Below are 12,284 nucleotides of genomic sequence, written 5' to 3'. Positions count from 1 at the left end.
AATCTGTTGCTTTTATTCTTTATTTCACTCGATGGAAGAGAGAACGAAAATAGCTTGCTCCTACAATCAAAATGAGTAACACACCCATCCATGTAATTAGCTTGTTTATGGTTCTACTACCAGTTTCTGGTAAATCGCTTTTTCTCTTATCTGTTTCTTTCGCTTTTTCTTGATGATCAATTCCACGAGAAACAAAATCAGACTGTTTTAGCACACTTTTTAGGTTGCTCCCTGCATTTCTCTTTTGTTCCTTAGTTGGTATGATAGGTACCAAATCAAGTTCATTATTTACTTTTCCTGTGCTGCTTTCGCTACTTGTGTTTCCTGTGCTACTTTCACTACTCGTACTATCCGTACTGCTTTCACTGCTCGTACTATCCGTACTGCTCGACGGTCCAACAACTGTCCAACTACTTGGTTTCAAATTCTCCGTAATCGTCATCTGTCCATCATAAAAAACAATCAAATCAACTTTATCTTTACTCTTGATCTCATCAATCGATAGTTCTGCAGAAATCATTATTGTATACTCAATACCAGCGGTCCATTGTACGTCCTTTAAATAAACTTCCCCAATAACCTTTTCTGAACTTCCATTACCATCCCAACCATATGTTAAAACAGCATGTATATCACTAGCATTCACGCTTTTATTTGGTTTGATCGGAATAGTAATGACTTGTTGTGTCACGTCATAAACGATCCGATCAGTTTTCACAGTAAATGAAAGATTTTCATTTGTCCGTTCATTTGCAGAAGTACTGATTCCAATCATTGCTGCAATTATACTTAGCCCAAGAATAACAAATAATACGGTCGCTGTTTTCTTCATTTCAATCACTCTCCATATAATAACCTTCTATTTGATAAAGGAATTATATAAAATGAAAATGATGAGAACACGACAGTCAGTTGTGAAAATTTAACAAAAGATGTCGTGTATTCGTTTGAATCTGTTTACTTTTTCGTTTAATCAATGAAAGACTTAAAAAAGCAAGACCGATATCAGCCTTGCTTTCTTCATCTTTTATTGATAAACAGCAGTATGTTTCTTCATTCGCTTTGTTTTATATGCATAGAGTAACAAACCAACAATCAAGACTAACAAGAATAATGTAGTCGATATAGACGCTTCAGCCCCAAAGTTTCCCCCAGTAATTATTGTGTTTTGCGATTGGACCAGAGTGGAGAAAAAACCTTGTTCTTACGTTCCGCTGACTGGTATACCTAAAATAACTCCTTGTGTCCAATTCCAAGTAATGTGAGCACCGATGGCCGTAAATAAACTTTCTGTACTGTAGATAAGTGCACTGAAAAAGCAACCTGCTAAAAAGATATTGAAAACTGCCAGAAATGTCATGTTAGGATTCAATCCGTGTAAAAGAGCAAATAATGCAGCAGATCCAATCATTGCTATTAATGGACCAAATCTAAGCAGCTGGTGCTGAAAAAAGCCACGGAATAAAAGCTCTTCGGATACCCCACTGCAATAAATAAAATAAAACTCGTGATCAGCGGCACAATATTTGCGTTTCCTGAATCTAACCGATACGCCCCTATCAAATATAATGGACTAGTAATAAGCAGAAACACTCCAATTCCACCAACGAGACCTCCCACTAAATACCCCCAGTCTTTTCCTCGTCCAGAAATACCATAATCTTCCACTTTTTTCCCTTCTATCTTACTAGCAAGAAATAAAGCTAGTAAAAAAACAACTAAATGTCCAACCGTACCAGCAATTGCTCCAATCCATTCACTGTCTCCAAGAAACATATCCGCAAGTGCATTATTGACAAGAATTCCTAAAACAAAACCAACTAAGACTATTAAAACAGAGCCAATCAATCGAATAATCCTGATCATCTTTCATCCCTCCTTTATATTAAGTGTAATAACCCTTTTCTTTCTTGTCTCGTGAAAACTATGTAAATGTTCTCCATCATAGAGAGAATAGATTTTTACGAACTAAGAATGTCTACAGCAACCTTACGAAAATGAAAGACTGTCTGCCTGGTTCTTCTGTTAGACTGTCTTTAATAAGGAAAGGATGGGAAATTTTTTGAAAAAACAACTACTGATTATGTGCCTTTCAGCATTTGCTATTTTGCTATTCTCAGGTTGTAGCAAGTCCAATGAAACAATTGCAACGTTTAAAGGTGGAACACTTACAGTTCAGGATTTTTATGATAACCCAAAAGTTAAATCAAACAATCAAACACTATTAAGAAAAATGATCGTCTTCAAAGCATTTGATGATGTATACGGAAAAGAGATTTCTTCAAAGGAAATAACAAAAGAATATAATGAACAGATCAAAAAACTTGGTCCAAACTACAAAGAACAATTAAAAGCAGTTGGCCAAACGGAAGAGACATATAAGAAACTTTTGAAACAGATGCTGGCTTTCCAGTACGGTTTGAAAGCCAATGTAAAATTAACAGATAAAGATCTAGACACTGCTTGGAAAGAATTCCATCCAGAAGTTAGTACACAGATCATCCCATTTTCGACTAAAGAAGAAGCAGATAATGCAAAAAAAGAAGTAAATGAAGGGGAAAATTTCTCCAAGCTTGTTCAAGCTTATGGAAAAAATAAAACACTAAAGGAAACTGATGGAAAAATGAATTTTGATTCAACCAATCCAGGGATTCCTACTGAAGTAAAAAAAGCAGCATTTCAATTAAACAACGGGGAAGTTTCTGATATCATTCCTGTAACAGATCCAACGACTTATCAGCAAAGCTATTATCTAGTAAAAATGGTAAAAAAACAGGATAAAGGTGCCAATAAAGATAAATACAAATCAGAGCTAGAAAAAATCGCCACGGAAACAAAAACCCTTGATACGGAATTCATGGATAAAACAATCCATAAAGTGATGAAAAAAGACAATGTAACTATTAAAGATCCTTATGTAAAAAATATATTCAAATAAACAAGTTTGACCCGATTGGGGATGTGGCAAGCAAGTTTCGGAAATTACTTCTTATTTCTTAAAGATGAACACTTCTGCCACGACCTCATGCGGGTTATTTTTTTCCATACCAAAACAAGTTCCATACCAAAACAAGTAACTGAATTTATCACAATCATATCAATATAAAATAAAAAAGAAGTTTTTTTATTTATGAACATGCTATATAAAAAAACCTAAGTCAACTTGACGACCTAGGTTCAAAAATGAATATAAAGATGAATAATTACATAAAATGAATATATTATGTTTATAAATCACTAGGATTGATTTCATCCGTTTCTACGATTGGAACGGATGATTTTTTTAACACTTCAAATCGTTTAACGTCATTTACCCCATACACTTGATACTCGATTCCAGATTTATTTAGTTTATTGATTGTTTCTTCTGTAGCAGCATCATTAGATAGTGAGAGCAACGCTTTTTTATAACTTTTTACTTGTTCAATCTCATCTTCAAGTTTATTTTTTTGGTCATATAACCAAGATACTGTGCAGTCAGGATGATTCTTTACGACTTCGTCTCGGATCTTTTTATCCGTCAGTACAAAAAATGAACGTTCATACACACTATTTTGTTTTAGCGTGTTTACGATGTCATTAACAAAATGTTCATCCTGCCAGTTTCCTTTTGAACCATCCACGTTGACAATCAAGTTATTTTTTTTGATTTCCTTTACGGCTTCTTCAAAAGTAGGTATCTTAACTTTTTTATTTACGTATTCTGGATAGTTTTTCGTATCTAAATTAAACTTCTTTAGTTGTTTGATCGTGTATGTATCTGGTTTCCCCGTTCCATCTGTTGTTCGATCCAATGTGTCATCATGCATCAAAAAATTCACGCCGTCTCTACTTGTCCGAACATCAATCTCGACTGCTTGGTAGCCTAATATTTTTGCTTGATGGATACTCTCCACCGTATTCTCAGGCGCAATAATGTGTGCGCCACGATGAGCCACTAAGTAAGTACCTTCATGTTCCAACCAATTATTTGCTAATGAAACACATCCTGTTAATAAAACAGTGAATAGCATTACTATTCCAATCTTTTTTTTCACTTGCCAAATCACCTCAAAAACAAGTATAGCAAACTTAAACCTGTTTAAAAAGTTATTTTAAAACGAGCTAAAAATATCCCTTATGGACTTTTTCTTCTTGTTCTGTTATACTAAAGAAACACGAAAGATATTTTTATGCGACACTTTTCATTTGTTTTTATGAAATTTATTCAAAACTGGCGTAACTTCAGAGTTACAAGGATGTATTAGAGGTTAGGGAATACATCGTTTAAATGAGAAATAAGTAATAGTTAGTAATAGTCACCGAAACTTTAAATTAATGAATATTGAATCGTCAGATAGCCTTCTCGAGTTTTCGAGAAGGCTATCGTTTATTTTATGGATAAGTGAGTCCGCAAGTCATTCCTCATCCCTCATCGGAGCTCATCAAGTATTTCTGACTGTCAATGTTGAAAATCAGACGTTTTGTAAGTCTATTTCTTTTTTTGATTGAAGGCATTATCTGCGATACCTTTACTTGTTTTTCCTCTTTTTGCATCATTTGCTAAAATCCCTGAGCGTTATATAAGCAATGTTTTTCTTTTTGATATATAATTGTTTTATCATTTAAGAAAGGAGAATTCTAATGAAAACTTTAGATGCTATTGCATTAACTTTATTGATTGTGGGAGGGCTGAACTGGTTGTTGGTAGGCTTGTTCGAATTTGATTTAGTAGCTATGATTGCTGGTGGTTCAACAACTATTTTTGCGAAGATCATTTATATCATCGTAGGTATTTGTGCGATTTACTGCTTGAAATTTTTCCCTATGATTACTAGAAAAGTTGATGAAAGATATTAGAAAGCTATAATTATTAAAAAAGCAATTATCTTCATGAACCTTCCCATTAGTGGGAAGGTTTTTTTATTTGAAGTCATCTGATTCCACATGGAAAGTGGTATACTGAATCAAGATAATCTATTTTAGGAGGTACCATCATGAATAAAGGGATTTACGTAGGATTGTTAGGGGTTGTACTACTTTTTTCAGCCTGTGGAAATGCTACAAAGAATTCTATCAATGAATCTTCACTAACCAATTCAACACCTGTGGTCGGTTCAACTAAAAGTACTTCTACTGCTTCCATTACTAATACTTCTACTAATAATGTAGATTCTCAATATAGCCAATCAAGCATTCAGTCGTCTACCATTTCTTCAACATCTGAAATGCAAGAAAGAACTGAACCTTCTCTTCCATTGGAAAACTCTGATGAAGCACTTCTATTTCTTATTGCCCATCGTTCCGAATTACAAAGTGAAGATATCGTTACTAGCTTTTATCAAAAAATCGATCAAGATTATTTGTTCACGACTTCTAGCAAGCAGACTCGTGCCCAAGGAGGATCAGGAAGTGTCGGTTTCTATCGAGTTTCCCCCGATGGAGTGATCTTGATTACTGATGCGTACGGCACACCGTTTTGATGATATAGAAAATTTCACATTTCTGTCTGTTCATTGTGTGTTTTAACGCTATTTTATTTTGAAAAACGCGAACGAGTATCTCAATCGTTCGCGTTTTCTATTTCAAAATTCTCTGGTACGTCCCATTTATTCGCCACCATTTTTTTGTCAGATGCAGTCATACGATATAAGTGACCATTTGCGTCAACTACATAGTTTGCTACAGCTACTTCTTCCATAAAAATATCTACTTCTACTTCTCTAACTTGATTGATACGAACGTCAAACCAATAATGGTTAGCGCTTACAATAGTTGGATCTTCTAACTTCAAATGATAGTATGCCCACTTCTCTACTTGCTCTCTTGTTAAATTTGTGGTATCTACTTCGCTTTTTGTCAGTTGTGTAATAAAATTAGTCGCCGGATGGTTTTCTAAATCCAATTTTTCTACATTTGGGTAAAAGAATTTGCTTATTATAAAAAATGACACGATGATGATTCCTGCTATACAACATGTGTAATAGACGATTTTTCTTCTACGGGTTTTACGTATCGTTTTTATTTGGTAATTTCGCGCTTCTCGATCTCGCCATTTTCGTTGCTGCAAAGCTGTTTTTTCTTTTTCTAAAAGATAGCCGAGTTCACGTTTCTTTTGTGGATTGCTTGTCCTAGCGATTTCTAATTCTAAATGATAGATTCTGCTTTCTTCTCGCCAATAGGGATTTGTGGTTTTTGCCATATTTTCTCCTCTCTAAATTATTTTCTTACTATTATTCTAGCAAACCCTTTCTCAAATTAGAAAGATAACCTTTGTAATTCACTAGATGAAACATTCACAAAGACAATCGTTATACTTGAATTTTTTTCAAAATAGAGTTATTACATAAATAGGGATAAATAAAAAATACTCTATTGAAAGGATGATCAAAAATGGCAAATGTACCTAGCATTCGCGACATGTTCCCTGATTTCAATGATGTGTTTAGTCCAGCGTTCAATGATTTTTTAGGTGTTTCAAGTTATCCAAAAGTAGATTTAGTTGAAAACGAAAAAGAATACAAACTAACAGCTGATATGCCTGGCTGTGACAAAGAAGACACGACAGTTGAATATTCAGACAATACTTTGACGATCTCTGCCAACCACGAGTCCCATACGGAAGATAAAGAAAATGGCAACTATGTACGGAAAGAAAGACATTCGGTCTCTTACAAACGTTCATTCTATCTTCCTGATGTTGATGAAGAAAAAATCACCGGAACCTTTAAAAATGGTGTACTGAAATTAGCATTACCTAAAACGGCGCATCATCCAAAAGAAACGAAAAAAATTGAGTTAAACTAAGAACTTTCGCCTCTCAATAAATGAGAGGCGATATTTTTATTTTTGATAAGAACAAGTGATTTCTAATTGAAATTTATAGTTATTCAGAACTAATTCAATAATCCTAATTAAAATTTCAAACGATACAAAAAAATATTTTGTTTTGGCGATAAAGATGGTATGATCTCTCTTGGTAAAAAATATGGGAGTTGATCATTTGATTGTCTTAAGTAAACTTTTATTTTGGATACCATTCATCATAATGACCAGTATTTTCTTTTACTTATTCAAAAAACCGAACAAATACTTACTTTTATCTGCTTGTCCGATGATTTATTTTATCCATAAAATCAGAGGCTTTTATTATTATGACTCTGGTATTTCATTGTTTTACTACGAAATCGGTTTATTAGCTTCGGCCATCTTTTTCATTTGTGTGTTAGGATATTTCAGAAAAAAATAAGCTTCCAGTCAAAATTGGCTGGAAGTTTTTTATTTTGGCGTAGAACTTTTCATTTGATATTCATACAAGTTGATCCATTTTTCTATTATTAAGTACATACCATTGTTACTCTTTGAATGTGAGGGATAAAGAATAAAAGGAGCTGGTATTTTGTTAGCTATGAGTAAAGCTTTATTTTTACTTCCCTGCACATTCATGTTTATTGTTTTATGTTACTTCAAAAGGGGGGAAATGGTGCTGGATCTATGTTTTGCTGTTTCTTCCCTTTTTTCCGCTTATTTATTTTCTGGAAGAAATTTAGGATGACATGGCATGTGATTCTGCTTTTCTTTTTAGTCATTCCTTGGGGCTTATGCTCTCACTTATGTTCTTTGCCATTGTGCTATTTTTTTGAATAAAAAATAATGTATAAACACGTTTGTCCCAACTAATTTATCTTGTAACTTGATTTTTTGCATTAAAACCAAATAAAAAGATAAAAAAGTGCGGTATTTCGCACATTTTTATTATATATAAACGTTTAGACAAATTAGATTACTTTTAGGTTCGTGATACATTGGCATAGAAATTATTTGCAAATTATAAGTTTACATCATTTAATTATAGTTACATACTATTTTCCCCCCTCATTCTCTGATATTCCAAAGATAATTTCTACTTTGTTTTGATTTTTGCAGTGATTCACATGACAAAAATGTTCGACTTTTCGATTGTATTTCTTACTTCAATTCATTAATAATGTGATTGTCACTTGTTTCATTTATTTAATCATTAGGAGGGGAAAATTTGAATACTGTTCGTTTGAAAAGAGGACTTTCTACCTTTGACTTGAAAATTTTAGGGATTACATTGATGTTTGTCGATCACATTCATCAAATGTTTTATCCGTTTGGTGTCCCCGACTGGCTGGATTGGTTTGGTAGACCAGTTGCTACTTTGTTCTTTTTTATAAGCGTTGTAGGCTTCTCACATACACATGATAAAAAGAAATATATGCAGCGGCTTTATCTCTCAATGGTTCTTATGGCCTTTTTTACTTATTTTTAGGTAATATCGTTCATTATGATGAAGTAGTATTAATGAATAACATTTTCAGAGATCTGTTTATTGGTACGGTCATGATGTATGCAATCGATCTTTTCACTGAGGGAAAAAATACAGGAAGTTGGAAAAAGATTGTTACAAGTATTCTCTTATTCATTTTACCAATCTTGCTCTCATTATTTATCCCGTTGTTATTTTCTAGTCCTGTTATCCTTCAAAACAAAGTTGTTTTTATGCTGATTACATCATTTTTACCTGCACTGCTTTTGGCAGAAAATAGTTTTATGGTTCTTTTGATTCCTTTGCTTTATTTAGCAAGAAATCACCGTAACATTCAATGTGTCATCATTTCGATTGTTGCTGGAATATTCTTCTTTTTAGGTACGACCCAGTGGATAATGATCTTTTCAATCATCCCAATCTTGCTATATAACGGACAAAAAGGAAAAGGAATAAAATATTTCTTTTATATTTTTTATCCGGCACATATTGCCCTATTATATTTGCTGTCTGCCTTTTTATATAAATACTAGACTGATGAATGACCATTTCGATTCAGTTCCTGTCTTTAGTCTTTTTTACCCATTCCATGTTACAATCGCTTTGCAATCGATCTCAAAAAAGGAAGCAGGAGGGAAAAAGATGAAGCAACTATTACCGTTTTTGACATATAATGGTCAAGCAGAAGAAGCAATCAATTGGTATCACAAAGCTTTTCCTAACTCCCAAATCACTAAGTTGAATCGGTATGGGGATGCGAGCAAAGAGGAATCGGATCTTATCCTTGAAGGTGAACTTAAGTTAGGCAATCAAGTAATTGGATTTTTGGATATGTCAAAAGATTTCCCTGCGCCTGTCTCCACCTGGGCATCTACCATTTTGATTGAAGTAGATAATCAGGAAGAATTTGATCAGGCATTTAATACATTAAAAGATAGCGGAACCGTAATGATGCATGAAAAAAATTACGAAAAGTATACGGAAGTTTGCTGGGTGACTGACAAGTTTGGCTTTACTTGGCAACTGTTATTCTAGTCATGAGATAAAACGAAAAAGCGATAGTTGACTTTCCATATTTAGTGGATGGCAACTATCGCTTTTTCTCTCGAGTAGCATTACTTTTCTAATTTGAATAATTCGTCTAACGCATTGGAGAATGTTGTTATTTCAAAATCTGGAAATTTCTTTTTAAATTTATCAGAATTAAACTTGTTATCATAATGATATCTAGGTAGTAACTCTTTTAGCTCTTGCATATTTTTATTGAATATAGAACCAAGATCAAACATCCATTGTTTGATCACTTTATATTTTACCGGTTTGCACAACTTTTCTTCCATCAACTTTATCATCTCTTCATATGTTCGACTTACATCACAAGGTAGATGCCAAGTTTGGTTATAAGTGTCAGGATGATTTGCTAAAAGTGCCATGGCTTTACTAGCATCAGGTGTCCAAATCAAGGTCCTTAAAGTTTGATCAGAAATTGGTACCAAAGCAGTCTTATCGTCTTTCACTCGGTTAAACAATAAACTGTTTGTAATACTTTGCGTCTTATTAGGTCCATAAAATTCAGGAGCGCGACAAATCATCACATCGATGTCAGGATTCTCCATTTCAGTCACTAGCCGATCTGCCATTTTAGCTCGAACAGTGGATTTGATACCATCATAAATAAATTTGCTATCCTCAAATTGTTCCGTGTCATTTTTTTCGTACATATAAGTGTTATCGAAAAAAACTAATTTCGCCTTTGTTTCTTTACAAGCCTGTATGACATTTTCTAACATGATTTCAAATTTTGTTTTCCACTGTTCGGAGTCCATCGGTAATCCTGCAGCAAAATAAACAATCTCACTTCCTGCTACAGCACGAATAGTTGCCTCACGATCTAAAATATCCGCTGAGATTAGTTCGTCTGTATCGTTGATTGATTTCGGATTTCGACTAACTAAGCGCAACTGTTTCCCGTACGTTTGATTGAGTTCTTTTGCTAATTCGTATCCAATTTGGCCATTACTACCAATAACTGTTTGCATTTAGATAACCTCCTTGATGAATGTTCGTGCTAGTTCTCTTGTTGAATACGGGTTTTGTCCAGTAATCAGATGTCCATCCTTTACCACATGACTCTTAAAGAAACGCTTCTTGATAAAATGTCCTTTTCTCTTTACAGTCATCTCTTCATTATCAAAAGGAACTACTTTGCTTTTCATCGCTAATCGTTCCTCCGTTTTAGTAAAACCAGTCAATTTTTTATTTGCTATTAAATAGTCATTATTAGCAAGTCTGATATTCAATAAACCTGCTATACCGTGGCACACAGATAATACATAGCCATTTGATTCATAAATATCACTCGCTATTTTTTGTAATGCGTTATTTTCTGGAAAATCCCACATCACACCATGTCCTCCGGTAAAGTAAATAGCAATATAATCTTCACTCTTTACGTTTGCAGGAGACAACGTATTCCTCAAACCTTTTTCAATAAATGTTGCATTAGAATAAATGTCCATAACATCAGAATCTAGATTTTTCATACTTCTAGGATCAATCGGCACATAGCCACCTAACGGACTAACAAAATCAGCTTCAAACTGATATTTATAGATTTCTGCTAAAAATTCTACTGTTTCTCCTAGCCAAAGCCCAGTAGCTTTATTTGTTCCTTTATATTGATTGACGTTTGTTTCAACGATCAGAATTTTCTTCACTGTCTTTTAGCTCCTCTATTTCAGTTATTACATCATTCAAAAAATCTCTTAATTTGTATATATTTTTATTTTCGTGTTTTAGATAGTAAAAATTTTTAGTTCCTTCTTCTCTGACCTCTAATAAATCGGCGTCTTTTAAAATTTTCAAGTGGTGTGATACTGCTGGTCTTGATAAACCTGTATCGTCAGTTAGTTCTCCTACTTGCAAACCATGACAGCTTTTTTCATTTAATAGTCTAATCAAGATCAATTGTCTTTTTGTGTCACCTAACGCTGCTAAAAAACCACTCAATGATTCTAGTTCTGTTTTTAAACGATCATGTCTAATCATTGTAGCTCACCTCTTTGGTTTATATGTTTAAACCATTAAACCATATTTGGTAAAATATGTAAATTCCTTTGCTCAGAAAAGTATCTTCTTTATGATTTGACGGTTTCAGAAAAAAATATCAAAGCAAGTAAAAACTGAGTAACAGAAAATAAACAAACTAAATCAAACAATAGTGTTAAACTTAATCAATGAACGAAAAAAATCCCTCACCTAATATTACAGTGAAGGATTTTTTCTACCAACATAAACAAAAAAACCACCTCATATGAGGCGGTTAACATTCAACATTATTTTACGATATTTACTGCTTGAAGACCGCGTTGACCTTCTTCAATATCATAAGTAACTGCTTGGCCTTCATCTAAAGACTTAAAGCCTTCTCCTTGGATTGCTGAAAAATGAGCGAATACGTCATTTCCATCTTCACCAGTGATGAAACCAAAACCTTTATCTGAGTTAAACCATTTTACTGTACCTTTATTCATATATATTTCCTCCTGATACGTATATAATACGTGTTTTATTGCAATTAATATTACTTGGTAAAAGGAGTTTTTATAGTGTGAATATATCGCTCAGATTACGTTTCAAATTAGATTACTTATTTACTGTAACACGGATATAATACTAACACAAGGATAATCACTCGATATAAGGTTTAAAAGATGTAAAATTTCAGAAAAATCACAACAATTGTTTAATGAACGAGTATGATCTCCGATTAAAAATCTCATATCTATCTACTTTCTTTTTGTTCTTCGTTAACTACTTACTTTTTCAACCTGAATGATGGCCGGCAATACAATTGCTCGCAATTTTATCCACTGCTTCTGTAGGAACACCGTATTTTTTAAACTTTGCTTTTATTTCAGTTAGTTCCGGTTTTCTGACTTTTTCCATTCTGGTGTGTTTGTAGTCCATTCGGAACTATTATCCTTAATATTTGGTTATTAGTTGATAAAGT

14 protein-coding genes and 3 pseudogenes are annotated in these 12,284 nt (G+C 33.5%); 8 read left to right on the top strand and 9 right to left on the bottom strand.

What is annotated here, in order from left to right:
* Positions 1–19 precede the first annotated feature (19 nt).
* Together FTX43_RS10395 and FTX43_RS10390 are read right to left on the bottom strand one after the other, a co-directional pair.
* Positions 20–832 (bottom strand): hypothetical protein, encoded by an 813-nt coding sequence (locus FTX43_RS10395; RefSeq protein WP_002336432.1) that lies wholly within the window; start codon positions 830–832, stop codon positions 20–22.
* Positions 833–1,027: 195 nt separating this feature from the next.
* Positions 1,028–1,866 (bottom strand): annotated as a pseudogene (locus FTX43_RS10390) (lysostaphin resistance A-like protein).
* A 184-nt stretch (positions 1,867–2,050) separates the two neighbouring features.
* Between FTX43_RS10390 and FTX43_RS10385 the strand changes: the two are divergent.
* Positions 2,051–2,938 carry a peptidylprolyl isomerase gene (locus tag FTX43_RS10385; RefSeq protein ID WP_002293286.1) on the top strand — a complete coding sequence of 296 codons (888 nt, stop codon included), beginning with the start codon at positions 2,051–2,053 and terminating at the stop codon, positions 2,936–2,938.
* 289 nt (positions 2,939–3,227) lie between these two features.
* On the opposite strand, the gene FTX43_RS10380 is transcribed toward FTX43_RS10385, so the two are convergent.
* Positions 3,228–4,013 (bottom strand): glycerophosphodiester phosphodiesterase family protein, encoded by a 786-nt coding sequence (locus FTX43_RS10380; protein WP_002336433.1) that lies wholly within the window; start codon positions 4,011–4,013, stop codon positions 3,228–3,230.
* Between the two features lie 610 nt (positions 4,014–4,623).
* On the opposite strand from FTX43_RS10380, the gene FTX43_RS10375 reads away from it, so the two are divergent.
* Together FTX43_RS10375 and FTX43_RS10370 are read left to right on the top strand one after the other, a co-directional pair.
* Entirely contained in the window at positions 4,624–4,839 is a 216-nt protein-coding gene (locus FTX43_RS10375) for a DUF378 domain-containing protein (RefSeq protein WP_002293281.1), read from the top strand.
* Positions 4,840–4,976: 137 nt separating this feature from the next.
* A complete protein-coding gene (locus FTX43_RS10370; RefSeq protein WP_002306582.1) occupies positions 4,977–5,462 on the top strand; it encodes a hypothetical protein in 486 nt (161 codons plus the stop codon).
* 80 nt (positions 5,463–5,542) lie between these two features.
* On the opposite strand, the gene FTX43_RS10365 is transcribed toward FTX43_RS10370, so the two are convergent.
* Positions 5,543–6,181, bottom strand: a complete 639-nt coding sequence (locus FTX43_RS10365) for a hypothetical protein (RefSeq protein WP_002291921.1) — start codon at positions 6,179–6,181, stop codon at positions 5,543–5,545.
* A gap of 191 nt (positions 6,182–6,372) precedes the next feature.
* Between FTX43_RS10365 and FTX43_RS10360 the strand changes: the two genes are divergently transcribed.
* The 5 genes and pseudogenes from FTX43_RS10360 to FTX43_RS10345 all read left to right on the top strand — a co-directional run bounded on the left by FTX43_RS10360 (position 6,373) and on the right by FTX43_RS10345 (position 9,307).
* The gene (locus FTX43_RS10360) at positions 6,373–6,786 is read left to right on the top strand and encodes an Hsp20/alpha crystallin family protein (protein ID WP_002291922.1); all 414 of its coding nucleotides are present in this window, start codon (positions 6,373–6,375) and stop codon (positions 6,784–6,786) included.
* Between the two features lie 181 nt (positions 6,787–6,967).
* Positions 6,968–7,228, top strand: coding sequence for a hypothetical protein (locus tag FTX43_RS15430; protein ID WP_033606565.1), 261 nt, complete (start codon positions 6,968–6,970; stop codon positions 7,226–7,228).
* Between the two features lie 159 nt (positions 7,229–7,387).
* Positions 7,388–7,622 (top strand): annotated as a pseudogene (locus tag FTX43_RS15425) (hypothetical protein).
* A gap of 392 nt (positions 7,623–8,014) precedes the next feature.
* Positions 8,015–8,805 (top strand): annotated as a pseudogene (locus FTX43_RS10350) (TraX family protein).
* Positions 8,806–8,914: 109 nt separating this feature from the next.
* A complete protein-coding gene (locus tag FTX43_RS10345) occupies positions 8,915–9,307 on the top strand; it encodes a VOC family protein (RefSeq protein ID WP_002291926.1) in 393 nt (130 codons plus the stop codon).
* Positions 9,308–9,387: 80 nt separating this feature from the next.
* Here FTX43_RS10345 and FTX43_RS10340 read toward each other — a convergent pair whose 3' ends face one another.
* From FTX43_RS10340 to FTX43_RS14965, 5 genes are all read right to left on the bottom strand, one after another.
* A complete protein-coding gene (locus FTX43_RS10340; protein ID WP_002291928.1) occupies positions 9,388–10,311 on the bottom strand; it encodes an NAD-dependent epimerase/dehydratase family protein in 924 nt (307 codons plus the stop codon).
* Positions 10,312–10,989 (bottom strand): type 1 glutamine amidotransferase domain-containing protein, encoded by a 678-nt coding sequence (locus tag FTX43_RS10335; protein WP_002291929.1) that lies wholly within the window; start codon positions 10,987–10,989, stop codon positions 10,312–10,314.
* Positions 10,967–11,320 (bottom strand): helix-turn-helix transcriptional regulator, encoded by a 354-nt coding sequence (locus tag FTX43_RS10330; RefSeq protein ID WP_002306577.1) that lies wholly within the window; start codon positions 11,318–11,320, stop codon positions 10,967–10,969. Before FTX43_RS10330 ends, FTX43_RS10335 begins: the two co-directional genes overlap by 23 nt.
* A gap of 287 nt (positions 11,321–11,607) precedes the next feature.
* Positions 11,608–11,805: a cold-shock protein gene (locus tag FTX43_RS10325; RefSeq protein ID WP_002291933.1), complete on the bottom strand. Its 198-nt coding sequence runs from the start codon at positions 11,803–11,805 to the stop codon at positions 11,608–11,610.
* A gap of 292 nt (positions 11,806–12,097) precedes the next feature.
* Positions 12,098–12,241, bottom strand: coding sequence for a hypothetical protein (locus FTX43_RS14965; protein WP_002291935.1), 144 nt, complete (start codon positions 12,239–12,241; stop codon positions 12,098–12,100).
* Positions 12,242–12,284: the final 43 nt, after the last annotated feature.

This window comes from Enterococcus sp. DA9 (assembly GCF_008000875.1).
GTDB lineage: Bacteria > Bacillota > Bacilli > Lactobacillales > Enterococcaceae > Enterococcus_B > Enterococcus_B lactis.
The sequence above is the reverse complement of the archived record's forward strand: the minus strand, read 5'-3'. Positions and strand labels throughout refer to the sequence as shown.